At 71.4% G+C, this 23,371-nt stretch carries 21 protein-coding genes; 10 read left to right on the top strand and 11 right to left on the bottom strand.

The annotated features are described in order from the left end of the window. Positions 1 to 274: 274 nt before the first annotated feature. Positions 275 to 940 (top strand): hypothetical protein, encoded by a 666-nt coding sequence (locus tag L0B03_RS02445; protein WP_250443658.1) that lies wholly within the window; start codon positions 275 to 277, stop codon positions 938 to 940. 42 nt (positions 941 to 982) lie between these two features. On the opposite strand, the gene L0B03_RS02440 is transcribed toward L0B03_RS02445, so the two are convergent. From L0B03_RS02440 to L0B03_RS02430, 3 genes are read right to left on the bottom strand one after another with little or no spacing between them, the layout of a single operon-like run. Further along, complete coding sequence (locus L0B03_RS02440; protein WP_250443655.1) at positions 983 to 2,041, bottom strand: DUF4259 domain-containing protein; 1,059 nt, start codon at positions 2,039 to 2,041, stop codon at positions 983 to 985. Between the two features lie 31 nt (positions 2,042 to 2,072). Further along, positions 2,073 to 2,918 (bottom strand): hypothetical protein, encoded by an 846-nt coding sequence (locus L0B03_RS02435; RefSeq protein ID WP_250443653.1) that lies wholly within the window; start codon positions 2,916 to 2,918, stop codon positions 2,073 to 2,075. Positions 2,919 to 2,953: 35 nt separating this feature from the next. Then, positions 2,954 to 3,391: a hypothetical protein gene (locus L0B03_RS02430; RefSeq protein WP_250443650.1), complete on the bottom strand. Its 438-nt coding sequence runs from the start codon at positions 3,389 to 3,391 to the stop codon at positions 2,954 to 2,956. A gap of 86 nt (positions 3,392 to 3,477) precedes the next feature. Here L0B03_RS02430 and L0B03_RS02425 point away from each other — a divergent pair, with 86 nt between their 5' ends. Beyond that, a complete protein-coding gene (locus L0B03_RS02425) occupies positions 3,478 to 3,819 on the top strand; it encodes a hypothetical protein (protein ID WP_250443648.1) in 342 nt (113 codons plus the stop codon). Positions 3,820 to 4,609: 790 nt separating this feature from the next. Here L0B03_RS02425 and L0B03_RS02420 read toward each other — a convergent pair. The 6 genes from L0B03_RS02420 to recQ all read right to left on the bottom strand — a co-directional run bounded on the left by L0B03_RS02420 (position 4,610) and on the right by recQ (position 12,419). Next, positions 4,610 to 5,053 carry a hypothetical protein gene (locus tag L0B03_RS02420; protein WP_250443645.1) on the bottom strand — a complete coding sequence of 148 codons (444 nt, stop codon included), beginning with the start codon at positions 5,051 to 5,053 and terminating at the stop codon, positions 4,610 to 4,612. A 173-nt stretch (positions 5,054 to 5,226) separates the two neighbouring features. Continuing rightward, on the bottom strand, positions 5,227 to 6,117 hold the full coding sequence (locus L0B03_RS02415) for a dihydrodipicolinate synthase family protein (RefSeq protein ID WP_308199981.1): 891 nt from the start codon (positions 6,115 to 6,117) through the stop codon (positions 5,227 to 5,229). A 164-nt stretch (positions 6,118 to 6,281) separates the two neighbouring features. Further along, positions 6,282 to 8,231, bottom strand: coding sequence for a glycoside hydrolase family 55 protein (locus tag L0B03_RS02410; protein ID WP_250443643.1), 1,950 nt, complete (start codon positions 8,229 to 8,231; stop codon positions 6,282 to 6,284). A 116-nt stretch (positions 8,232 to 8,347) separates the two neighbouring features. Next, on the bottom strand, positions 8,348 to 9,328 hold the full coding sequence (locus L0B03_RS19500; protein ID WP_250443640.1) for a LacI family DNA-binding transcriptional regulator: 981 nt from the start codon (positions 9,326 to 9,328) through the stop codon (positions 8,348 to 8,350). An 80-nt stretch (positions 9,329 to 9,408) separates the two neighbouring features. After that, positions 9,409 to 10,344: an AEC family transporter gene (locus L0B03_RS02400; protein WP_250443639.1), complete on the bottom strand. Its 936-nt coding sequence runs from the start codon at positions 10,342 to 10,344 to the stop codon at positions 9,409 to 9,411. 29 nt (positions 10,345 to 10,373) lie between these two features. Beyond that, positions 10,374 to 12,419, bottom strand: a complete 2,046-nt coding sequence (gene recQ, locus L0B03_RS02395) for a DNA helicase RecQ (RefSeq protein WP_250443637.1) — start codon at positions 12,417 to 12,419, stop codon at positions 10,374 to 10,376. A 1,507-nt stretch (positions 12,420 to 13,926) separates the two neighbouring features. On the opposite strand from recQ, the gene L0B03_RS02390 reads away from it, so the two are divergent. The 8 genes from L0B03_RS02390 to L0B03_RS02355 all read left to right on the top strand — a co-directional run bounded on the left by L0B03_RS02390 (position 13,927) and on the right by L0B03_RS02355 (position 21,276). Continuing rightward, positions 13,927 to 14,292, top strand: coding sequence for a hypothetical protein (locus L0B03_RS02390; protein WP_250443635.1), 366 nt, complete (start codon positions 13,927 to 13,929; stop codon positions 14,290 to 14,292). Next, positions 14,292 to 14,825 carry a hypothetical protein gene (locus L0B03_RS02385; RefSeq protein WP_250443632.1) on the top strand — a complete coding sequence of 178 codons (534 nt, stop codon included), beginning with the start codon at positions 14,292 to 14,294 and terminating at the stop codon, positions 14,823 to 14,825. Before L0B03_RS02390 ends, L0B03_RS02385 begins: the two co-directional genes overlap by 1 nt. Before the next feature lie 24 nt (positions 14,826 to 14,849). Continuing rightward, a complete protein-coding gene (locus L0B03_RS02380; RefSeq protein WP_250443629.1) occupies positions 14,850 to 15,380 on the top strand; it encodes a hypothetical protein in 531 nt (176 codons plus the stop codon). Positions 15,381 to 15,544: 164 nt separating this feature from the next. Then, the gene (locus tag L0B03_RS02375) at positions 15,545 to 15,904 is read left to right on the top strand and encodes a hypothetical protein (protein ID WP_250443626.1); all 360 of its coding nucleotides are present in this window, start codon (positions 15,545 to 15,547) and stop codon (positions 15,902 to 15,904) included. 159 nt (positions 15,905 to 16,063) lie between these two features. After that, a complete protein-coding gene (locus L0B03_RS02370; protein ID WP_250443623.1) occupies positions 16,064 to 16,858 on the top strand; it encodes a 3-ketoacyl-ACP reductase in 795 nt (264 codons plus the stop codon). 193 nt (positions 16,859 to 17,051) lie between these two features. Next, positions 17,052 to 19,175, top strand: coding sequence for an FAD-binding protein (locus tag L0B03_RS19150; protein ID WP_284501290.1), 2,124 nt, complete (start codon positions 17,052 to 17,054; stop codon positions 19,173 to 19,175). 120 nt (positions 19,176 to 19,295) lie between these two features. Then, on the top strand, positions 19,296 to 20,474 hold the full coding sequence (locus L0B03_RS02360) for a GDSL-type esterase/lipase family protein (protein ID WP_250443621.1): 1,179 nt from the start codon (positions 19,296 to 19,298) through the stop codon (positions 20,472 to 20,474). A 40-nt stretch (positions 20,475 to 20,514) separates the two neighbouring features. Next, positions 20,515 to 21,276 (top strand): deoxyribonuclease IV, encoded by a 762-nt coding sequence (locus L0B03_RS02355; protein ID WP_250443618.1) that lies wholly within the window; start codon positions 20,515 to 20,517, stop codon positions 21,274 to 21,276. 260 nt (positions 21,277 to 21,536) lie between these two features. On the opposite strand, the gene L0B03_RS19495 is transcribed toward L0B03_RS02355, so the two are convergent. Both L0B03_RS19495 and L0B03_RS02345 read right to left on the bottom strand, forming a co-directional pair. Continuing rightward, positions 21,537 to 22,442, bottom strand: a complete 906-nt coding sequence (locus tag L0B03_RS19495) for a DUF559 domain-containing protein (protein ID WP_250443615.1) — start codon at positions 22,440 to 22,442, stop codon at positions 21,537 to 21,539. Positions 22,443 to 22,750: 308 nt separating this feature from the next. Then, the coding region (locus L0B03_RS02345; RefSeq protein ID WP_250443612.1) for a sugar phosphate isomerase/epimerase at positions 22,751 to 23,371 on the bottom strand (621 nt) is incomplete at its 5' end.

The following is a 23,371-nucleotide window of genomic DNA, read 5'->3' as shown; positions in this document are numbered from 1 at the left end:
GGTGGCGTCGACGCCGGACGGCGGCGCGATGGGGCGGCCTGGGCGCTGCCGGGGTCGCGGTGCTCGGCGTGGCCGCGGGGTTTGTCAGCGGCTGGCCGACGTTCGTGGACCGGACGGCGGCCCCAGCCACCGAGGAGGCCCCACCGTTCGTGGCCGCGACGGTTCTCGACACCTACCCTGGCGGGGGCCTGACGGCGCGCCCGAGTCACCTCTGGTCGACCTCGACGCGGGGACCGTCACGCTGTCGACCGGTGGGTCACTCACCTGCCCGTCGATGCCCCAGGCGATCCGAGGCCACGACGGGCTGGTCGAGATCGTCGTCGGTACCCCGGAGGGCGTCGGCGGGTGCACGTACGACCATCGGGTCACCACGTACGTGGTGGCACTGCCCGAGGGGCACGTGCTGGAGGAGCAGCCGACGGTCGAGATCATCGACGACCGCTTCGACGAGAACGGCACCGCGCGAGAGTTCCCGCCCTCGGTCACCGGGCACCCAGGATGCCAACCCGCGGTGACGGTGTGCGCGATGAACCAGTGGCTCGACGACATGCTTGTTGCTGGTGGGTACGAGCCCTTGGGGCAGGAGCACGACGTCCTCGCCGGAACGGAGTCCATCCAGACCGACCACGGGTACATCGGCTGGCGGGTCGATCCACGCGGTCGCGCCCTCGACCGCGCCTCCGTCGAGGTGCGGAGCACCAGCGACGTGGGCGCTGTGGTTGTCGAGCACGGCGCCTACCACTGGCAGGGCGAGTCACCGGACGGCCGTGCGGCAGCCGCATTCACCTGCGGCGGCTTCCGGATCGAGCTGACCCCCGACGAGGAGGTGCCAGCAGACGGCCTGGCGAAGACGGCCGACACCGTCGCCGCCACCATCGTGGAGTGCCCAGCCGACCTCGACGCCCTCGTCGAGCGGTACCCCGACCTGGCTCAGCCGTGACGGGTGAGCGTTCGTCCGCTCGTGAAACCGCCGGGCGGTGAGCTATTCCGGGTCTGGCCTCCACGACTCGAGGTAGGCGTAGGCATCCTCTGCATATCGTCGAAGTGCGCTGTCGTGGACGCCTACGTCGCCGTACCGGACGGCGAGCAGTGCGGCGATCCCGGCCGCCGGCTCGCCGGCGCGCGCTGCCTCCTGGGTCGTCTCGACCCACGGCGCGTACTCGTCGACGAGGTCCTCGCGCCATGGGGCGATGCCACGGGGGTCGTGGTGCCAGGCCAGCCCGGTGAGACCTCGTGCCTCGGTGTCGTCGACCAGCGCGTCGAGGACGTGCGGCCCGAGGAGGTCGGGGCCACCCTTTGCTCCCTCGGCTGATGGCTCCTCCTGCAGCGTTCGTAGCAGCGGGGGAGGCGCGTCGTCACGACGCGACCACCCCTCCCGGCACTCGAGGTCAGCGGAGAGGCAGTCCAGCGTGTCGATCAGCACCCAGCTCTGCGCACCGACGTCGTCGGGATCGAGCGTCGCCGGGCCGACCAGGGCGACGCGGGCCGACTCACCGCCGTCGCGGACGGCGATCACGACGGCGCGGACCCGTCGTCCGCTGGGCAGCTTGCACAGGAAGGTCGCGCCGGCGCGGAGTCGCGGTCCGTGCGTCCGGGCCCGGCGTCGGGCCGGAGGACGGCCGGTGACGGGCCTCGAGAGGGCCTCGTGCCACCTGTGGATCCCGGCCAGATAGCCGTCGAGCGCCTCACCGTCCTCCCACGACCCCAGCAGCTCGTTGTCGCGGGGATCCGCCAGGCGTCCGAGCGCCGCCAGGGCGGACTCGAGCAGGCGTGCGTCGACCGGGAACGCGGTCAGCGCCTCGAGGTCCTCGTCGCCCTCGGCCTCGGTCATGTCCCGAGCCACGGCGACCAGTGCGGCGGCCGCCATCGCCGCTGCCGCGTCGTCGGCCTCCAGGTAGCCCTTGTTCTGGACGGCGTGTGCGAGCACCCGACGCAGCAGAGCCGGCCGGCGGCGGGGAGCGCGGTCTGCGAGCTCGGCGAGGAGGTCTGATGCGGCATCGGCATCCAGGACCTCGGCGATGCTCGGGTTCCCAGGGTTCACCGGTCCATCATCCCGACGTCAGCCCTCTCGATCACGCGTCCTGGCTCGGGGTGAGCCGGTAGTGCAGCCGCAGGACCGGCAGCGGGCCGAGCGCGAGGCTGTGGTCGGTGCGCAGGACGCCCTCGTCGTCGACGTGGACGTGGAACTGCTCGTGGATCGGGATGCGGCGTGCCCAGGACCCTCCGGGGGTGTCGACGACGAGGTATGCCCCCTGTCCGCCCCATCCGCCGCGAGAGGAGCTCAGGACGAGTGAGCCCTGATCGCCGACGCGTGGAGTCAGCAGCACGACGAGACGGCCGTTGGGCAGGGGGAAGGCGACTTTGATGGCGGGGGACTGGCTGCCGCGTGGTGCGACGGCGCTGTAGAGGCCGCTGAACACGACCACGCCGGTGGAGCGGAGCCGTCGGAGCCACAGGGCGGCGACCTGCTCCCCGTCCCTCCGCAGCGGCGTCACCGTGCTGGTCATGCCGTGCGCGACGTCGAGAGGTCGCAACGGCAGCGCGAGCTGCTCCAGGCGGCGGGCGAAGGCGGTGCTCAGCAGCCACCCGAACGGCCACGCCCAGGACGACCAGGCGACCCAGGCGTCCAGGCGCCACCGGCTGGTCTGCTCGTAGAAGTCACGGACCGACGGCGCCAGGTCGGCAGCGGTGAAGGCGTCGCCGTCGAGCGCGGCCATGGAGGCGAGCAACCCCGCGGGCTGACCGCTAGGCGTGACCGATGCCTCGAGTCGGTCAGCCTCGGCGGAGAGCCACGACGAGCCGATGACGTCTGTCCCCCCGACGGGCCCCTGCAGCCACCGCTCTGCGGAGAGGTCGACCCGCCGGCCGGTGGCACGCACCCAACGCTGCGTCGCCAGGTCCAACCAGCTGCTGCCCACGGTGCAAGCCTCCCAGCGGAATCACTCGGGCGTCGTCAGGCGCGCAGCACTACCAGGAACTGCCCACCACCCGACTCGACCTGCGTCGTGACGGCCAGTCCGGGGGCGAAGCGCGACAGCCGATCGACCAGCCATGCGGCGGCGAGGTCGGCGTCCGCACGGCTCGGGCACCGCGCCACCACCTCACGCCCGCCCTTGCGGCCGAGGCGCTCGACGGTCCCCACGATCGGTGCGGGGTCGACGACGAACAGCTCGGGTGACCACGGCACCACCGGCTTGACCGCCCCTCGGCGGGTGTTGCACGCACGGTGCGCGAGCCGCTCGGTGCCCGCGGCGGCCTTCTTGGACTTGGTGACGCCGAGGTCGACGCTCGGACCGCGGTCGGAGTTGACCGACGCCTCAGGGTCGACCGGCTCGTCGCACAGCCAGCAGCGCCACGCGTCACGGTCGCCGACGTCGTTCAGGTTGCTCATCCGCGCACCGTAGCCCGCCAGCGGGCGCGGTGTAGCGTGTCGCGCGACAAGATCATCGCCATCGCAGACGTCAAGGGGGCCGCTCGATGAAGAGCCAAGCGCGGATCGTTGCTGTGGTAGCGCTCGCTGCACTCGCGACCATCGTCGTGCAGGGCAAGTACCTGGGTTTCGAGCGCAGCGGGCTGAGCTGGACCGTCGTCCTCGAGGGCTTCCTCACGGGCGCCGTGGTGTGTGCGGCGTGGGTCGTGGGGGCCAGCCGCAAGGCGAGCGCTACCGGCCTGCTCGTGTGCGTGATCATCCTGGTGGCGAGCGCGGCCTCGATCGCGCCCCTGGAAGCCTTCGTGCGCACGCCGATGGCGTGGGCACTGGCCACTGCGCTGGCAGCGCGGTTCATCGTTCCGGCGCGCGGCGCGGCCCGCTCGAGGTAGGCGCCAAGGATCACCTCGACGAGGCGCTGGCCCCTAGGAGGTCTGCCCCTCAGCTCGATGGCCAGCAACCACCTCCGCGTGGGGTGTGGTCGGTGGCTGGAGGTGTCAGTCGAGGTCGAGCGTGTGGAGCAGGACCTCACGATCCACGGCCGCGCGCGGTCCCCAGAGGGTCAGGCCCTCGTCGGTGCGCCGCCACGCGACGGTGCCGTCGCCGCCCCAGTCCATCACGCGAGCAAGGCACGGGCTGCCTCTCTCGTGGCGGCACCGGCTCGATGTCATGCCAAGCGACGACCCCAGCGGACCGATCTGGTCGCCAGCACCAGCGAGGCCCCGTCCTCCGTCGCCCACGCGCTGAGCTCTGATGCGGGGTCCCGCTTCGTGCGGAGGACCGGGAGTCCGTCCGCCGCCAGAGCAGTCGCCTCACTCGTGCTCAGCCAGTCGACCGGTGCGCCATAGCCTCGGCTGCCGCAGTCGTCCCACGCCAGGGCGGCCCCGTCGGCGACGAGCTCCCGGGCTCGTCCGGGGCTGATCGGCGCCTCGACCTCGTGCCAGGTGCGTCCGGCGGGGTCGGTGAGCCGTGACCCGTCGTCGGCGGGTTCGACCAGCGGGCGCGGAGCTCGCTTCGCGTCCTCGACGATCTGAGCGAACGAGGGCGTGCTCCGCTGCTTCATCTCGTCAGGGTGACGTGTGCGGGCCTCGGCTGACCAGCTCAATCACCCGGGTGCGCGAGGTTGTCGACGACCTCTCAAGACAAGCACGCGACCTCTGGCTGGGATCGCTGTAGACCGACCTACGTGTCGTACTCGAGCCCGTCCCACGGCTCGTAGTAGGCGATGAAGTCCCCGGGCTCGATGCTGATGTAGTAGGTGCCGTCCTCGTACTGGTCGACCTTCCAGCCGAAGGTGACGTCGTCGACCTGCTGCGTGAAGGGCTCGACCTCGATGGGTTCGAGGACGTAGTCGCCCAGTTCAGCCAATCGAGTCTTCACGATGTTGTCGGCCCCGGCCGAGGAGGCCTGGCCAGCGGGGAGGCCTCCCGGGCTCGCAACCTCGTCCACCCGGATCTCGTCGAAACGGCCGTCGGCCTGCCACAAGAAGACTGCGACGTACGCCGACTCACCCGGGACGAAGAGCTCGTCGCTGAGGAAGAACTTGCGTCCATCCTCAGCCGTTCCGGCGTAGGGCACGTGGTAGTCGTCCGGGACGATGGTGAACTGCGTCGGGGCTTCTGGCACGGGTGGGCGCTCCTTCGGTGTTGGGGCGACAGGCACCACACATCCGGCCAGCAGCGCGACCAGAGCGTCGTGGGGGTCTTGCACAGCCCCGGTCGGGATGCGCCTCCGACATCATCGGCAGTCGACGGATCAGGCTGAAGCGTTGATTCGCCGTAGACCAAGGTGCGCAGCGGCTAGACCAGACCGCTGGTACGCAGCGCGTTCTCGACCGCCGGGCGGTAGTGCTCATCGAGGGCGAGCAGCGGCCGCGGCAGGCAGGGCGCGTCGACGAGTCCGAGCGCCTCGGCCGCCGTCGCCATGACCCGCAGGCTCCCGTGCTCCTTGAACAGGGACCAGAGCGGCTCGAGGCTCGACGAGTGCTGGTGGGCTGCGTCGGCGTCGTCGGCCCTCGCTGCGTCGACGATCGCGCGCGCGGCCCGGGGGAAGAGCCCAGCGAGGACCGAGTACCAGGCGTGGCAGCCGCTCGTCAGGGCTTCCGCAGCCGCCCAGTCGCCGCTGACTCCGATGGTGACGTCAGCCGGCAGGTGGTCGCGGAGGCGAGCTACGCGGTCGGCCGCGGTCCCCGGGGCTGGTGGGGGGATCTTCACGCCGGCGATCCTGGGCAGCTGTGCGATGCGTGCGTGCAGCTCGTCGGTGAAGGTGAAGCCCGTCGTCGAGGGGTTCTCGTACACCACGACCGGGACCGACGAGCTCGACGTGACATCTGCGTAGAGGCCGAACACCTCCTCGTGGCGCAGCCGGTGGTACGAGACGGGCGCCACCAGCAGCGCCGAGGCTCCGGCCGCCTGAGCGTCCTCGGCGTACACCAGGACGTCTCGGGTCCGCAGCGCACCGACCCCCGCGATTACCGGCACCTGATCGGCTGCGCCGACCGCGGCATCGATGGCGGCCCGACGTTCGTCGCGAGACAGGTAGGCACAGACGCCGGTCGACCCCAGGACGCCCACCGAGTCGACGCCGCCTGCCACGAGCCTCGACACCAGCCTCGCTAGGGCGGCGTCGTCGACCGCCTCGTCCCTCATCGGCGTCAACGGGAAGGCGCTGAGCGCCGGCTGGATCGTCACGCCCACGATGGTGTCGTCTTTCCCGCGGCGGCGCTGGGTGGGTGGCTCTGCCCGCCGTCAGTGGGTAGCGCCGCCCGCCCCGGACGTGCTGCCGGGTGGGCCGGGGTGGTCATGTCGACCCCGGCCCACCCGGTGAGCTCCTGCACCGTGCTGCCCGCTCCGGATCAGGGCAGCGGGTACCGCTCGATGTACACCGGCACCCCGACGTGCCCGTCCTCGAAGGTGGCCGCGTCGCCGATGCCGTTGACCACGTGGTCGATGACGCCGGCGCTGAGGTTCACGGTCATGATGTGGTTCAGCTGCACGCCCGGCCGCTGCGGCACCTCGAAGCCGTTGGTGGTGCGGATCTGCGGGTTGTTCTGGTTGAACACGTACACGCCGCCCCCATGCAGGGTGTGCCTCTTCACGCGGTCACCGACCTTGTAGCCGGCCCAACCCAGCACGCCGTCGTCCTCGCCCCAGTCCGCCTGGGTGGGCGGGTCGTACGGCAGCTCGTTCTGGTAGAGGATCACCGTGCCGTCCTCGCCGTTCCAGATCGTGTTGTGCTCCTGGAAGTGCTCGACGAACAGGCCGGTCGCGGTCACGCGGTTGCCGTTGACGACGACGCCGTTGCGGCCGATGTTGGTGCGCCAGCGCTCGGTGTCGCCGTTGACGCCCTCCGTGAAGCCCTCGACGCCGTGGTCGCCGCGCCACACCCAGGCATGGTCGATGAGCACGTTGTCGCTGTTGACCTCCAGGGCGATGTCGGTCCGGCCGATGTGCGGGCCGCCGACCCGGAAGTAGACGTCGCTCAGCGTCGTCGGGTTTCCCCGGCCCTGGTGGCCACGGCCCTGGTGGCCACGGCCGTGGTGGCCGCGGCCGTGGTGCCCCTTCTTCTTGCCGACCTGCAGCAGCACCGGGGACTCGACCGTGCCCGCGTCGATCGACAGGCCTGCGATGACGACGCCCGGGACGTCGGCGACGGTCATCGGGACGGCACCGTCGACCGCCGTCAGCGTGGCGTGGCCGATGCCGAGCACCACGGTGTTGGGTCGCTTGACCTTGATGCTCTTCGCGACGTCGTAGACACCGGGGGTCAGCAGCAGATGCTTGCCCCGGGCGAGCTGGCTGTTGATGACCTGCACCGAGTCGGTCGGCTTGGCGATGAAGAAGTCGGTGATCGGCAACGTCCGGCCGGCCGTCATGCCCTCGTCCCACGAGACGCCGCGGGTGCTGGTCTGCGCCGCGGGCACCTGGACCTTGTAGCGACCCTTGTGGTCGATGAAGAGGAACGGCTTCTCACGGCTGACGGGCGTGGTCTCCAGCGTCGTGTACGGCGGGTCCGGGAAGCCGGCGTCGCTGGGAGCTCCCTCGACCCCGGCGAAGACCTGGTTCCAGACGGCGTTGCTCCACTCGTCCACCGAGCTGTTGCGGGTCAGCCACTGCTGCTGGGAGCCGTTGATGATCGTGCCCGCGGTGGAGTCGGCGATGAAGCCGCCGCTGCCGTACTGCGGGCCGGCGCTGCAGTAGTCCTGGAGCGAGAGGTTGCCACCGTTGACGTCCACACGGCGCATGGAGACGGCCTGGGACACGGCCCAGAAGTTGGCCGACGCGCGGCAGTCGTCCTGGCCCGCGCCGTTGATGTCGAGCGTGAGGTTCGAGAGCGTGCGCCAGAAGTTGACCAGCGCGATGCAGTTGCTCGTCCCGCCGTCGGCGAGGCAGCGGTTGTAGACCTCGATCTTGCCGTTGACCCGAACGTCCGAGGGCGAGGCGCCCAGCCCGGCGACCTCGGTGTAGTAGCCGACCTGCATCTGCAACGGGTCGGCGTCGGTCCCGTAGGTGCCCGGCTCGAAGAGCAGCGCGTAGCGGTCGGTGCCCATCTCGTCGTCGATCTGGCGGGCGTTGATCTCGTCGACGGTGGCCTGGATCTCGGCCTGCGGCATCGAGTCGTCGAAGACGAGGACGTTCGGGCCCAGGTCGGGATTCCTGGGATCGATCCTCTGCGGTGGTGCCGCGCCGGCCGCCGTGCCGGCGAAGGTCGCGACGGCCACGGCCAGCACGAGTGCGGGAGCGAGGCGTCGGGCGCGCCGTGACCGTGGGGCGCGGGGCGGGTCTGGGATCTGGTGCGTGGTCATGAGGTCCTCTCCATTGAGGTGCTCGATCAGACGATTCAACCGCGTGCTAGTGACACGTGTCATTAACACGTGTCATCACCGTAAGGGGGGACGGCGTGGTGTCAAGGGCTGGCTGGCTAAGCGGAGTCGCGCACGACGACGTCGTGAGCGTCGCCCGGGGGTGGCGGCAGCGGGGCCTCCTGGTCGAGCGCTGCCAGCACCGAGGCCGCCAGGTGGCGCGCCTGCGCCTCGATCGCCTGGGTGACGGTGGTGAGTGCCGGGACGGCGAGCCGCGCCGCCGGGATGTCGTCCACCCCGATGACGGCGACGTCGTGCGGTGCGCGGAGACCGAGCGCGTGCAGACCCGCGAGCACGGCGAGCGCCACCTCGTCGTTGTAGGCGCAGACGGCGGTCACGGCGGGGGTGGCGTCGCGCCACTCCTGCAGGGCGTGCACCGCGGAGGTGACCTCCAGGTCGACCTCCGCGACGACGGGCTCGGGCAGGCCCAGGTCGGCGCACTCGTTACGCACACCGGCGAGGCGGCCCTCGAGGAAGTCGACCAGCCGCGGATCGGTGGGTGCGGCGTAGGCGAGGCGGCTGTGGCCAGCGGCGGCCAGGTGACGAACCTGGAGCCGGCCGATGTGCCCCTGCGGGACCGTCGACACGCGACGCCGGCCAGGGCCGTCCTCGGTGGCCGTGCTGACGATCTGGATCCCGGCCTGACGCATGGCTAGCTCGTCGTCCGGGGCGAACGGTCCCAGCGCGACGACAGCACGCGGAGTGACCGCACGCCACAGCTCGGCGAGCGGGCGCGGCCCGCGACCGTGGTGCACCAGCACCGACAGACCGCGCTCGGCGAGCTCGTCCTCGAGGTGGTCGACCAGGGTCTCGATCACCGGGCCGATCGGCCAGTTGGGCAGCACGCACAGGACCAGGTCGCTGCGCCCCGACCGCAGGGTGCGGGCGGCGGCCGATGGCGCGTAGCCCAGCCGGACCGCCGCCTCGCGCACCCGCTGACGGGTAGCCGGGGAGATCGCCACGCCCTCCTTGCCGTTGAGGACGTAGCTGACGGTGGTCCGTGACACACCGCTCTCGCGGGCCACGTCGGCGCTGGTCACTCCCGGCACTGGACCCTCTCCCTCGCGACGTCGGCGGTCGACACCCTAGTGTCCCGCCCCGGGCCTCATCCCGGCCGGTACTACCCCAGCACGGCTGCGATGACGAGCATCACCGGCAGTGCGAGCAGGGTCGTCCACAGTCCCGCGTCGCGCGCGATCGCCTGGCCGCGGCCGTACTGCAGGGCGTACACCAGGACGTTCTGCGCCGTGGGGAGCGCCGCCATGGTCACGACGGCGAGCAAGGCCGTGCCGTCGAGACCGAGGAGCAGCCCGAGCCCGGCTGCGAGGGCAGGGTGCACGACGCTGCGCAGGACGATGACCAGGGCCAGCTCGCGGGTCGGGGCGCTCGCGGCCTCCTTGCGTGGCACCGCGAGGGACATGCCGAAGGTCAGCAGCGCGAGGGGGGCTGCGGCGGCGCCGATGAGGCGGAAGGGCTCGTAGACGACCTCGGGCAGGTCCCACGGGAGAGCCGCGAGCACGAGGCCGGTGAGGGCCCCGATGATGATCGGGTTGCGCAGCGTGCGTCCGGCTACGCCCCGGGCGCGGGTGAGGGCGGGAACGGGAGCGGTGCCGTCGTCGGCCGGGATCTGCGGGCTGCCCCGGCCGGGCCGCGCGTCGAGCACCGTGAAGGCCACCGGCGCCAGGACGAGCAGCTGGAACAGCAGGGTCGGCACGACGGCGACCGCATCGCCGAGCAGGTAGACGGCGATGGGGATGCCCAGGTTGCCGGCGTTGACGTAGGAAGCCGCGAGGGTGACCACCGTCGTCTCCCCGGCGGAGCGCTTGAAGCCCAGCCGCACCACGAGGGCTGCGGTCAGCACCACGAGGGCTGTGCTGACCGCCGTGACCACCGCGAGCCGGGAGAGCAGCAGCCCGAGGTCGGCGTGCGCGATGGTCACCATGAGCAGCGAGGGCGCGGCGATCGCGAAGACCGTCCGGGCCAGCACCTGCTCGGCCCCCGCCCCGAGCAGCCGGGCGCGGCCGATGAGCCAGCCGACGACGGCGATCGCGGCCATGGTCCCGAGGGCTGAGGTGACCGCCCCCATCAGGGGGCGAGGGCTTCGAGGAGCTGGCTGCCGTAGCGCTCGCGCTTGGTGGCGCCGACCCCGGTGACGGTGGCGAGCTCGTCGAGGCTGGTGGGGCGCTGGGTGGCGATCTCGCGCAGGGTCGCGTCGTGGAAGATCACGTAGGCCGGGACGCCGTTCTCCTTGGCCGTCGCCGCACGCCAGGCGCGTAGTCGCTCGAAGACCTCGGTGGCCGCGGCGTCGAGCTCGGGCCCGGCCTTGGCCCCGGACCGGCCGGAGCGCGTCGAACGGGTGCGGGTCGCCTTGGGGGCCTCGCGGCGCAGGGGTACCTGGCGGTCCCCGCTGAGCACCGCGCGGCTGGCCTCGGTGACGCGCAGGGTGCCGTACCCGTCGCCGTCGACCGCGAGCAGGCCCTGGGCCAGGAGCTGACGGACGACGCCGCGCCACTCGGGCTCGGCCAGCTCGGTGCCGATGCCGAAGACCGTGAGGTCGGTGTGGCCTAGCTGGGTGATCCGCGGGGTCTCCTTCCCCAGCAGGATGTCCACCACGTGCCCGGCGCCGTACCGCTGACCGCGCTGGTCGAGGCGGACGACGGCCGAGAGCAGCTTCTGCGCGGGGACGGTGCCGTCGAAGGCCTCGGGCGGGGTCAGGCAGGTGTCGCAGTTGCCGCAGGGCTCGCTGGCCTGACCGAAGTAGGCGAGCAGCTGGACGCGGCGGCAGCCCACCGTCTCGCACAGGGCGAGCATCGCGTCGAGGTGCGCGCTCAGCCGCCGTCGGTGCGCTGCGTCCCCCTCGGAGCTGTCGATCATGCGGCGCTGCTGGACGACGTCGGCCAGGCCGTACGCGAGCCACGCGGTCGAGGGGAGGCCGTCACGGCCGGCGCGGCCGGTCTCCTGGTAGTGGCCCTCGACGGACTTGGGCAGGTCCAGGTGGGCGACGAACCGCACGTCGGGCTTGTCGATGCCCATGCCGAAGGCGATGGTCGCGACCATGACCAGCCCGTCCTCGCGCAGGAACCGCGACTGGTTCTCGGCGCGCACCCGGCGGTCCAGGCCCGCGTGGTACGGCAGGGCCGGGATGCCCTGGGAGCTCAGGTGGGCCGCCGTCTGCTCCACGGACTTGCGGGACAGGCAGTAGACGATGCCCGCGTCCCCGGCGTGCTCGGTGCGCAGCAGGTCGAGGAGCTGGGCCCGCGGGTTGTCCTTGGCGACGATGCGGTACTGGATGTTGGGGCGGTCGAAGCTTGCGACGAAGTGCTTGGCCCCGGTGGCCTCGGTCAGCTCGAGGCGCTGGGCGATCTCGGCGTGGGTGGTCTCGGTGGCCGTCGCGGTCAACGCGATGCGCGGGACCTCGGGCCACCGCTCGTGCAGGACGGCGAGCTGCAGGTAGTCGGGGCGGAAGTCGTGCCCCCACTGGGACACGCAGTGCGCCTCGTCGATCGCGAAGAGCGCGACGTGCCCGCGACCCAGCAGGTCCAGGGTGCTCGGCACACGCAGCCGCTCAGGGGCCAGGTAGAGCAGGTCGAGCTCGCCGCTGAGGTAGGCGCGCTCGACGCGCTGCCGCTCGGCAGGGTCCTGCGTGGAGTTGAGGAATCCGGCGCGGACGCCCAGCACCGAGAGGGCATCCACCTGGTCCTGCATGAGCGCGATCAGCGGGGAGATGACCACGCCCGTGCCCGGACGCACGAGGGCCGGCACCTGGTAGCAGAGGGACTTGCCGCCGCCCGTGGGCATGAGGACCAGGGCGTCACCGCCGGCGACCACGGTGTCGATGATCTCGGCCTGGTCGCCACGGAAGGAGTCGTACCCGAAGACCTCGCTCAGCACCTCGAGCGGGGTGCGCGGGGGGCGGTCGTCGCCCGCGGCGCGGACCGGGGGAGCGGGGTTGCGAGGGGTCGCCGTGGGGATGGGCCCGGCGGACGAGGCGGGGCGCGACGACGTGCTGCGGCCGGCAGTGCTCGTGGTGGAAGCGCCGGGGTCGGCGCCGTACCCGAGGTCGGGCGGGACGTCGTCGTAGGCGGGGTCGTACGGGGGTTCGTCGTCGGGTCCGGCCCAGGCGTCAGTCACGCTGCCACCCTACGAGGCCGGGGTGGTGGGGTCGGGGCTGTCCACATGTCTGGGGAGGGGCGAGACGGCCGGACGCTTCGCCACAAGGTGGCTGACGCTGCGAGCCTGTGCACCGCTGTTGGCTGCCACCACGCAGGCTGCCACTGGCGCCTTGGCTCCCGTAGGAGGGGCACCGCGGTTGGTCTCCGCCGCCGCCCAAGGCGTCGCCGCCGCAACTCGGTCGGCGGGGTCATCCAGCAGGCTCGTGCTGGCGACGCCGGGGCGGCCGCTTGGAGCGCTGTTGGGATCGTTCCCGTCGCGGATGCTATTGCCAAGGACGTCTACGGTCTGGGTTACGCTGGAAAAGCGGCACGGTTTGGAAGCCGCGCAGCAGGTAGCACGTGGCCGGTTGTTCGGTGATGCTGTGGTTAATACCGCAATCTGGGGCGTGGAGCCATCGTGCGGCAACAGAACCTTTGGAGCTGGATGATGGGCACAAACAACTGGGACACTAGAGCCAATGAGTGCACGGCATGAGGAAGTCAGCCCACCCCGAGCCTCCCATCGAGGACACGAGCGCCCTCGCCCACGTCCTAGTGTCCGCTCTCTTCCCGATGATCCTCGTGACGCCGATCGCGCCTCGCCCTCCAGGCACTAGCCGTTGGCGTGCCGCTCGTGAAGAGTCCCGTGCATTCGTGGCAGAGAGCTGGGGGCAGAGCCCCAAGGTGACGACTCGTCTGCAGAACAGCGGATTGGCGCACATGTCGGCACTGGCGCTGTTCATAGTCCTAGGAGTCCCCGGGGCCCTGATCTTCGCACTCGGTGAGCTCGCAGATATAGACCCCGTGCGCATTGCGGGGGCCATGACGGTCGCGGCCGGTGCGCTGTGCTTTGGTGTGCACGTACCGCTCTTCGTGCGAAGCTGGTTCACAACAGCCGACCGCCACCAGTGGGAGGCGGCAGGGCGCCCCGAAAGTTGGACTTTCCGCCAAGCCTCCCAGCCTCGAGCCTACGACCTCGCGACGGCCACACTATTGGGCGGAGGGTTAGCGTGGTTCTTCCTCATGCTGGCTCTCGGCTGATGAACTAGCGCTCGGCCGACCACTTTCGCTACGACAAGTCAGAAGGGTGGGACCCGTGCTCGGGCTCTGCCCTGAACTCGTTCGCTGCGGCCGGCCGTCGGCGGCGGCGCGGCTCTCGGTGGAGGTGCGTCCGTGCTCCGTCGCCCAGGTAGTCGTACGGGGGTTCGTCGCCGGGTCCGGCCCAGGCGTTTGTCACCCTACGAGGCCGGGGTGGCGGGATCGGGGCTGTGCGCATGCCTGGGGAGGGGGTGGGGTGTCCCTGGGGCGTCAGTCATGGGCCGGTCTCACTCGACGGGGCTGCTCGGCGGGTCCTGGGAGCCGATCGGGTGAAGATCAGCTCTTCGGCTCCCACAGGCTGGGTTCAGCCCCTAGGTTTCAGGTCGTCGAGCGTCGGAGGGGTCATTGTGGGAGCGCGCCTCGACTGGAGCGTGGGCGGGGGCTCGTAGGTGGACCTCGCGCTGGGGCTGGCGATCGCTGCCCTCATGTGGGACCTGGGCACAGGGGGGTGGCTGTATGTCCCGACGCCCGACATCCGTCGCATCCTCTACCGAGCCACATGGTGGGTGCCAGCGTCCCTCATGCTGCTCGCCGCAGCTCACGCCATCGTTGAGGGGCCAAGCGACGTCGTCGTCATCCTCGGAGGTGCAGCAACCCTCGTGGCAGTGGGGTCCTTCGCCCTTCCGCACAGACCCCTTGCCAAGGGCGCGCCGGAGCTCTCGCGCCGCAGCATCGTCCGTGACGCCAACCGTCGCCGTCGTGTCGTGATGTTGGGTGCCGCAGCTCTGCTCATCGTTGTTGCGGCGATCCTCTAGTGACCGAAGGCCTGCCGACACGCCACGGGCCGATGCGCCGCGGCTACCGTCCAGCTCGACCAGGCAGCTTCATCTGGCGATGGGCGGGGATCCTGACCCGGCCGATGGACCGCATGAGCCCCGCGGTCCGGGCTGGGCACGAGACCGTGCAAGAGGTCTCGGACCGCTCCAACGAGCGTGCCCTCGGCCCCGAACCAGACATGGCGGAACGAGAAGAGCTCCTGGGCCTGCTGACCAACTCAGCGGTCTTCGTCGGCGTCTCGATCCTGATCCTCGGCGCACTCCTGGGCATCGGATTCGACGCGCTCACCGATGGCAGTATCGGGCTCTTCCTGGCTCGGGCTACCGGCGTTGCCTTCAGCGCCCCACTGATGGCACTGGGCATGGTGTGGGCCGGACGCTGGAGCGTCGCGCGCCGCGACCTGGCGCGACGACGGCAGACGCCGTCTTCTGCGTCGCAGCCTGGTTCCCGTGACCTGGTGTACGCACTGCCCCTGGCCGTTCTCTTCGGAGCGTTCCTTGCGCTCGTCTAGCGCGAAACAGTGATTGAGGCCTCGATGCCCGACGCGAAGTTCCTCCGAGAGGACGCCCTGGCCTGGAGGGTGCTCTACTGCATCTCCAGGCCTTCCAAGAAGAAGTCATGGCCGGCGCACGACGCCCGTGGGCGTTCACGCGAGCAGATTGCGACCGACATCGTGAACGATGGCCTAGGGCCGGACGCGTCGGTGTGGGGCCGCCACTACGCGGTGGAGGCGCTGACGAATGCGATACTCGTCGCGTGCGCCGCGGCGTACTTTCCCCTGCTGGGAGTTGCGCTGCTGGTCCGACCGTTCTTCGGCGCCCTAGCCACGGGAAATGCCCTCGCCCTCGTCTTGGCAGCGCTCTTCCCTGTTCTCGGACTTGTCGTCCCGATGTCGGTTCGTCTAGCGCGTGCTGTGCGTCAGCTACGCGCCTGGGAAGGACGGGGAGAGCCGGAAGACGAGCGGCCCGTCGACGGTTCACTCCCTGGCGTTCCTGACCTTGCCATCGGGATGTCGCTCGGTGCGGTGCTGAGTGCCATGATCGTCATCGGTGTGGTCGTTGGTTAGGGCTACTGTGGCCGTGCCCGTCGCCGCGAGCCTCCGGGGCTTCCCGGTGATCGGAACGATGGTCGACTCGAGGATGCGCCGTGAACGGTAAAAACCAACATGATGCGGTTCTCCTGTCGCCGACACGGGCCGGAGCAAGAGATTTCCCCTGGCCAGAAGGCGTCATGGGAGCATGCACGGCGCTCCGCACGGGCAGGTGTCTCTCGACGAGGCTCGGCCGACTGGCCATACTTCTGCTCGCCGGGCCCGTCGTCCTGCTGGACCTCAGCAACTTTCCTGGCACCAAGACGATGCTCTCGCGCTGGTCCCCGATCGGGCAGCTCGCCTACGGGCAGGATGTCGTGGCCCTGGGGTTCCAGTACACCTCGCTCGCTGGCGAGAGAGTCCGCGTCGACTGGGTGGAGTCCCCGGGACGTGTCTCCCTGAAGTCCCGCGGAAGGCTGTTCTCGCTGGTGGAGATCAATGATCGCGAGGTCTTCGTCGATCGTCGATGCGGTGCGGCGCTGGTTGAGCTCTGGGCCTGAGGGCCTCGCATGGTGCGGCGAGTCGGACACCGACAGGATCCGCCACGGGGCATCCACCTCCTCGATGGAAAGCGCTTGCCCAGACCTGGTTCCTCATGCCAGGATCAGCAAGGTCGGCGTGGACGTCGCCGACCCCGCTCGACGTGAGGAACGCACTCGATGACACCCGTGGCACTGGTCACCGGCGGGAACCGGGGCATCGGTCTCGGCATCTCCCGCCGTCTGCTCTCCGACGGCTTCGCCGTCTCGATCCTCGCCACGCGTGAGGAGCCGACCGAGGTGCTCACCGAGCTCCGCGAGCTCGCGGGCAGCGATGACCGCGTGCGCTACGTGCGCGGCTCTGTTGCCGAGCCCGAGGACCACGAGCGCTACGTGGCTGACGCCGTCGACGCCTGGGGCCGGCTGGACCTGCTGGTCAACAACGCCGGGGTCGCGCCGTCGGTCCGTGCCGACCTGCTCGAGGCCACCCCCGAGAGCTTCGACCGGGTGCTCGGCATCAACCTGCGCGGTCCGTACTTCCTCACCCAGGCCTTCGCCAACCGCGTCCTGGCCCTGCGCGGTGACCTCGCGGCCCTGCCCGAGCCCCCCGAGACGCCCGTCGCGACGATCATCAACGTCTCGTCCATCTCGGCCACCGCGGTCTCGACCAACCGGGGCGACTACTGCATCTCCAAGGCGGGCGTCGGCATGGCCACCCAGCTCTTCGCGGCCCGTCTGGCCCCCGAGGGGATCGTCGTCTACGAGGTGCGACCCGGCGTCATCGCGACCGACATGACCTCGGGCGTGACCAGCAAGTACGACGCCCTGCTCGCCGACGGCCTGGCACCGATCGCCCGCTGGGGCCGCCCGGCCGACGTCGCGGGGGCCGTCTCGATCCTCGCCACCGGGCAGACGCCCTACTCGACGGGCGAGGTCTTCCACGTCGACGGCGGCATGCACATCCCGCGGCTCTGACCCCCCAAGCCCGCGAACCAGTCGTCGTGGCCCCACCGACCAGCCCTCCCACCACCCGGGCCACCGTGCCCGCCCCGTCGGGGGACCGGGTCGTGCGGGACGTCCTACGCAGCGTCCCGCACGGCCCGGCTCCCCGACGGCGGAGGGATCCCCACCCGACCAGCAGCAGCCCCCGACCCGAAGGAGCCGACCGATGACCGACCCCGAGGTGCTCCTGATCGCGGGGCGCGAGGTGCCCGTCGTGACCGCCAACACCGTGGTGGTCGGCACCGGCTCGGCTGGGTTCTGCGCCGCCGACCGCCTGTGGGAGTTCGGGCAGGACGACGTCGTCATGGTCGCGGACAAGGTCAACGCGGGGGCCAGCCGCAACGCGGGCTCGGACAAGCAGACCTACTACAAGCTGACCCTCTCCGGCGGTGACGGCGACTCGGTGCGGGAGATGGCCGAGACCCTCTTCTCCGGCGGCGCGATGGACGGGGACAACGCCCTGGCCGAGGCCGCACTCTCGGCCCGGACCTTCCTGCACCTGTGCGACCTGGGCGTGCCCTTCCCGCAGAACCGCTACGGCGAGTTCATCGGCTACAAGACCGACCACGACCCGCGCCGTCGGGCCACCTCGGTGGGTCCGTACACCAGCCGCAGCATGGTCGAGCAGCTCGAGAAGAAGGTGCACCGCAACGGCACCCGCATCTACGACGAGTGCCGCGTCGTCGACATCATCACCCGCCCCTCCGCAGAGCACGACGGCGGCACCGAGGTCGCCGGGCTGCTCGTGCTGCGCACCGACGTCCCGCACGACGGCGAGGAGTCGCCCTACCTGCTGTTCCGCTGCACCAACATCGTCTACGCGACCGGTGGGCCCGCGGGCATCTACGCCACGCGCGTGTTCCCCAACGGGCAGTGGGGGGCCTCGGGGGCCGCCTACCGGGCCGGGGTGCACGGCAAGAACCTCACCGAGTGGCAGTTCGGGCTCGCCTCGATCAAGCCCCGCTGGAACGTCTCGGGCACGTACATGCAGGTGCTGCCGCGCTTCGTCTCGACCGACGCCGACGGCAATGACGAGCGCGAGTTCCTCCCCGAGGCCATCCCCGACTACGGGCGCATGCTCTCGATGGTCTTCCTCAAGGGCTACCAGTGGCCCTTCGACATCCGGAAGGCCCTCGACGGCTCCTCGCTGATCGACCTGCTCGTCTACCGCGAGACCGTGCTGCGCGGACGCCGGGTGTTCCTCGACTTCCGCAGCAACCCCGTACGGCCCGAGCTCGACCCGAGCGCGCTGTCCCCCGAGGCCCACGACTACCTCGAGCGCGCCGGCGTCCTCTTCGGAACCCCCATCGAGCGGCTGCGGCGCATGAACGAGCCCGCCTACCAGTTCTACCTCGACAAGAACCCCTACGTGGACCTCGAGAAGGAGATGCTCGAGGTCGACGTGTGCGCCCAGCACAACAACGGCGGGCTGCTGGTGGACACCTGGTGGCAGTCCAACGTCGGCGGGTTCTTCCCCGTGGGCGAGGCCGGCGGGGCCCACGGCGTCTACCGTCCCGGCGGCGCTGCCCTCAACAGCGGCCAGGTCGGTGCCACCCGCGCCGCCCAGTTCATCGCGACCCGCCGCACCGACGCCCCGGCCTCGACCGAGGAGTTCACCGTGGCGGCCGACCCAGTGCTCGCCGGGGCCCTGGACCTCGTGACCCGGGCCACCGAGCGGGCCGCGGCCGGGGTGCCGGACAACACCGGAGACCTGCTGCGCGACGTCGGCGTCCTCATGAGCGCCAAGGCCGGCCCCGTGCGATCCCCCCACTCGATCCACGAGGCCCTGGTCGAGGTGCACGACTGGCTCACCCGCTACGAGGACCTCGTCACGGCCGACGCCGGCTCCCGACGCGCGGTCAACCGCACCTTCCTGGTCCGCGACATCCTCACCACGGCCTACGTGTACCTCTCGGCCATGGCTGATTACGTGGCCCACGGCGGCCAGTCCCGCGGCTCTGTGCTCTATACCGACCCCGAGGGCTCCTTGCCCCTGGTCGGCTACGGGCCCGACGCCGAGACCGAGCTCGACCTGCCCGAGCTGTTCCGCTTCAGCCTCGACCGTGGGGCCCTCGACGAGGAGATCCAGGAGGCCGCGTGGCTCGCGACCGGTGCCCGGGGGGCCGCCGAAGGGCCGCCCGAGGGCTGGTCCGAGCCCGAGCCCCGCACCGCCGAGGACCCAGCCGGCCGCCCCGTGTTCCGCTGGCGCCCGCGTCGTCCGATCCCCGAGGACGACGACTTCTTCGAGAACGTCTGGCGTGAGTTCCGCGAGCACCGCAACATCTACTGAGCCCACGGTGCCCGGCTCTCGGGCTCGTGAGCAGCGCGCCGAACCGGCCCTGAGAGGATCGGGCCCTGCACGGCCGGCCCCCTGCACGGCTGAGGCTGGCCCGGGGACCAAGGAGCGCGCATGACTCTGCAGGACGTACCGCTGGTCGGCGGACCGGTGCGCATCGCGGGTGCCATCGAGGTCGAGCCGACCGGGCAGGGGCTCGTGCTGCACCGGCTGCCGGCCGCGGCACGGGCGCAGATGCCCGACGACTTCATCGCCATGTGCGAGCAGCAGCCCGCCGGGGTGCGCCTGGTCTTCCGGACCGCGGCGCGTCGGGTCGAGCTCGACGTGCGGACCCTGCGCACCGTCTCGGCCAACCGACCGCCCGACGGCCTCGACGGTCCGGTCCCGCCGGCCGCACGCTACGACCTGCTGGTCGACGGGCTGCTGATGGGACAGTCCGTCGCGACCGAGCACGGCGCCTACCGGCTGGACTTCCGGCGGGGCACCGCGGTCGTCGACGACGGACCGGTCGCCACCGTGGTCTTCGACCAGCTCCCCGGGCGGGACGCCGAGGTCGAGATCTGGCTGCCCTACAACGAGATCACCCGACTCGTCGCGCTCCGGGCCGACGCCCCCGTCACGCCGTCGGCCGGGGAGCAGGGCGCCGCGCGCTGGGTGCACCACGGCAGCTCGATCAGCCACGGCGGCAACGCCGACTCCCCGACCGGCACCTGGCCCGTGGTCGCGGCGCGGACCGCGGGGCTGGACCTGGTGAACCTGGGGTTCTCGGGCAACGCGGTGCTCGACCCCTTCGTCGCACGAACCATCCGCGACCAGCCTGCCGACCTCATCACGCTCAAGCTCGGCATCAACGTGGTCAACCACGACTGCCTGCGCCGCCGCGCCTTCCTCCCGGCCGTCGAGGGATTCCTCGACACCATCCGGGAGGGCCACCCGACGACGCCGGTCGTCGTCGTCTCCCCGATCCTGTGCCCCCTGGTCGAGGACCGCCCCGGGCCCACCGAGATCGACCCCGCGTCACCGCCCGACGCCCCGGTGTTCCGCACCCTCGGGCGCCCCGAGGAGCTCGCTGCCGACAAGCTCAGCCTCGGCGTCATCCGTGAGGCCCTCGCCGCCGTCGTCGACCGACGTCGTACCGCCGGGGACGAGCACCTGCGCTACCTCGACGGCCGGGAGCTGTACGGCTGGCCCGAGTGGGAGACCCTGCCCATGCCCGACCTGCTGCACCCCGAGGCCCGCGGCCAGCAGCACATGGGCGAGCGCTTCGCCGCGCTCCTGCCCGGCTTGGTCTGAGCCCCGGGCGGTCGACGACGCCCGTGGGTACCGTGGGCCCATGGTGCTGATCGGAGCGCACGTCCGCGACGACGACCCGGTGACCGCGGCCGCCGCCGTCGGGGCCGAGACCGTCCAGATCTTCCTCGCGAACCCCCAGGGGTGGAAGAAGCCCGTGCCGCGCGAGGACGCTGACACCTTCGTGGCCTCGGGGCTCGGGCTCTACGCCCACGCGCCGTACCTGGTGAACGTGGCGGCCACGAACAACAAGGTGCGCATCCCCAGCCGCAAGATGGTTGCTGAGCACGCTGCCGCCGCTGCGGCGCTCGGGGGCCGAGGGCTGATCGTCCACGGCGGCCACGTGGGGGACGGGGACGACATCGCCGCAGGCATGGAGAACTGGCGCAAGATGTTCGAGCGCGCCACCTTCCCCGTGCCGGTGCTCGTCGAGAACACCGCGGGCGGGGAGAACGCCTGTGCGCGCACCCTCGACCGCATCGCGATGCTCTGGGACGCGATCGGCGAGTACGAGGTCGGCTTCTGCCTCGACACCTGCCACGCGTGGGCCGCGGGGGAGGACCTCGAGACCATCGTCGACCGGGTGCGCGCCATCACCGGCCGCATCGACCTGGTGCACGCGAACGGCTCGCGCGACGAGGCCGGCTCGAGCCGCGACCGCCACGCGGGCTTCACCGCGGGCACCATCCCGCCCGAGCTCATCGCCCACGTGGTCCGCGAGGCCGGCTGCGACGCCGTCGTCGAGACCCCCGCCGAGACGCAGGCCGACGACATCGCCTACCTCCGCGAGGCTCTCGCCCCCTGAGCTCTCAGGGCACGCTGAGCGCCCACCCGCCAGGGCCCTGCCTGCGCCCGCCCCGCCCTGCCTGCGCCCGCCCCGCCCTGCCTGCGCCCGTCGGGTCACCCCGGCAGAGCGTCGCCGGAGAAGGAGCCCATCGAGATGTCGCTTTTTGGCGCCTCCGCGCGGGGCGTATCCGCCAGAAAGTGACATCTCAAGGCTGCGGGGCCCCGCCACGGGAGGTTCGGGGCGGGGGAGGTGGGGCGCGGTGCGGGTGGGGAGCCCGCTCATGTGCGGGTGCGGAGGGCGTTGCGGACGCGTCGGACGATGGTGTCGGGGTCGAACCGGATGACGTCCGCGGTGACCACGAGCACCAGGTAGCCGAGGTCCTGGAGCATCTCGCGGCGCTCGACGTCCCTGCGCCAGAGCGTCGGGTCCGTGCGGTGGACGTCGCCGTCGTGCTCGATCGCGAGCCTGGCGTGGGGGTACAGGAGGTCTGGCATCGCGACCACGTCGCCGCGGGCGTCCCGGACGAGCTCGTTGACGTGCGGGCACGGGAGCCCCGCCTGCACCAGGACGAGTCGGGTGCGGGTCTCCATCGGGGAGTCGGTCCGTGTCCGCAGCAGAGGCAGTGCCTCCAGGAGCCGACGCCGGCCACGCGCCCTGGGCGCGAGTCTGCTCACGTGATCGGCCAGGCGCTCGAGGGAGGTTGGTGGGCTCTTCCTGCGCAGCAGCCCGTCGCCGACCACCACCAGGTCCTCACCCCCGACGAGGGTGGCGGCGTCGCACCATGCCTGCGACGGGGGCACGACCGGGAGCGGGCCGAGCCGGTCCGCACGGAGTGGCTCAGCACGGTGATGGACCATGACGCCGCGACGTCGGACCCTGCTTGCGCCGGGCGGGAGGTGCACGTGGACCGACGCCTCGCGCTCGAGCTGCCATGGGAGCGGCACGCCGTACAGTCGAAGTGCCGTCGTGTGCGAGAGGACGCTCCCCGGCGGGAGAGCGCACAGTGCGGCGAGGCAGCGCTGCTCCAGCTGACCGTCCTGGGTGGTGTCGCGCACGCCGGTGAAGGGTGCGCTCAGGTCGCGACGACGTAGGCGGTCGTCGCCGATGCCCAGCTCGCGAGCGTCCCGACGCGTGAACGGACGTCCGACGAGAGCATCGGGCAGTGCTGCCGGTCGACGGGCCACGCCCCACCGTGCCGGCCAGGTGGCCCCGGAACGCCCCGCGGACCGCGTGCCTGGGGAGAACTCCGTCGCCCACTGACCTGGGGACGCCTCCGCCTTCGCCTCCCGGGGTGCTCCCTCCAACCCTCACGTCAGTCCGCGGCCCTCGCGCTGCGTGCCCCGACCGTTGAGATGTCGATCGTTGGCGGAACGTCAGGAGCCGTATCCGGCAAGAAGTGACATCTCAACGGGGGCGCAGTGTGGGGACTTGGGAGGCGGAGCGGTGAGGTGCCGCGCGTGGGGGGCGGGGCGGGAGTCCCGGCTCGCGGGGGCTAGAGGTGCGGCAGGACGTGCGCGCGGTGGCGGGCGGCCATGGTGGCGAGGGTCTGGTCGCCGGGGGTGTCCCAGATGGTCTGGTTGAAGATCTCGACCTCGACGTCGCCGGTGTACCCGGCGGCGGTGACCCACCGCGTGATGGTCGCGAAGTCGACGTAGCCGTCGCCGACGTGCCCGCGGGAGAGCAGCGGGTCGGCGGCGAAGGGGAGCAGGAAGTCGCAGGTCTGGTAGCTGGCGATCCTGCCCTCGGCGCCGGCCCGGGCGATCTGCCGCTCGAGCTCGGGGTCCCACCACACGTGATAGGTGTCGACCACGACGCCCACGGCCTCGGCCGGGAAGGGGGCCGCGAGGTCCAGGGCCTGGCCGAGGGTCGAGATGACGGCGCGGTCGGCCGCGAACATGGGGTGCAGGGGCTCCAGGACGATCCGCACGCCGTGCTCCTGCGCCACGGGCACCAGCTCGCCGATCCGGTCGGCGACCCGCTGCCGCGCGGCCACCAGGTCCCGTGCCGGGTCCTCACCCGGTCCGACAGCGGGGGTCGCACCTGTTCCGACGACGGCATCCGCACCGGCCGACGACGACGCGCCTGGCTCCGCAGCCCGCTGCGCCGGGTAGGG

The organism is Actinotalea sp. C106 (assembly GCF_023630195.1).
Classification (GTDB): Bacteria; Actinomycetota; Actinomycetes; order Actinomycetales; family Cellulomonadaceae; genus Actinotalea.
Note: the sequence above shows the minus strand (reverse complement) of the source record. Positions and strands in the feature narration are given on the sequence as shown.

Excerpts from the sequence above, each read along its gene's own strand:
- L0B03_RS02375 (WP_250443626.1), top strand. The coding sequence starts at position 15,545 with ATGGGAGCATGCACGGCGCTCCGCACGGGCAGGTGTCTCTCGACGAGG.
- L0B03_RS02425 (WP_250443648.1), top strand. The coding sequence starts at position 3,478 with ATGAAGAGCCAAGCGCGGATCGTTGCTGTGGTAGCGCTCGCTGCACTC.
- L0B03_RS02400 (WP_250443639.1), bottom strand. The coding sequence starts at position 10,344 with ATGGCCGCGATCGCCGTCGTCGGCTGGCTCATCGGCCGCGCCCGGCTG.
- L0B03_RS02410 (WP_250443643.1), bottom strand. The coding sequence starts at position 8,231 with ATGACCACGCACCAGATCCCAGACCCGCCCCGCGCCCCACGGTCACGG.
- L0B03_RS02430 (WP_250443650.1), bottom strand. The coding sequence starts at position 3,391 with ATGAGCAACCTGAACGACGTCGGCGACCGTGACGCGTGGCGCTGCTGG.
- L0B03_RS02445 (WP_250443658.1), top strand. The coding sequence starts at position 275 with ATGCCCCAGGCGATCCGAGGCCACGACGGGCTGGTCGAGATCGTCGTC.
- L0B03_RS02370 (WP_250443623.1), top strand. The coding sequence starts at position 16,064 with ATGACACCCGTGGCACTGGTCACCGGCGGGAACCGGGGCATCGGTCTC.
- L0B03_RS19150 (WP_284501290.1), top strand. The coding sequence starts at position 17,052 with ATGACCGACCCCGAGGTGCTCCTGATCGCGGGGCGCGAGGTGCCCGTC.
- L0B03_RS02380 (WP_250443629.1), top strand. The coding sequence starts at position 14,850 with ATGCCCGACGCGAAGTTCCTCCGAGAGGACGCCCTGGCCTGGAGGGTG.
- L0B03_RS02355 (WP_250443618.1), top strand. The coding sequence starts at position 20,515 with ATGGTGCTGATCGGAGCGCACGTCCGCGACGACGACCCGGTGACCGCG.
- L0B03_RS02360 (WP_250443621.1), top strand. The coding sequence starts at position 19,296 with ATGACTCTGCAGGACGTACCGCTGGTCGGCGGACCGGTGCGCATCGCG.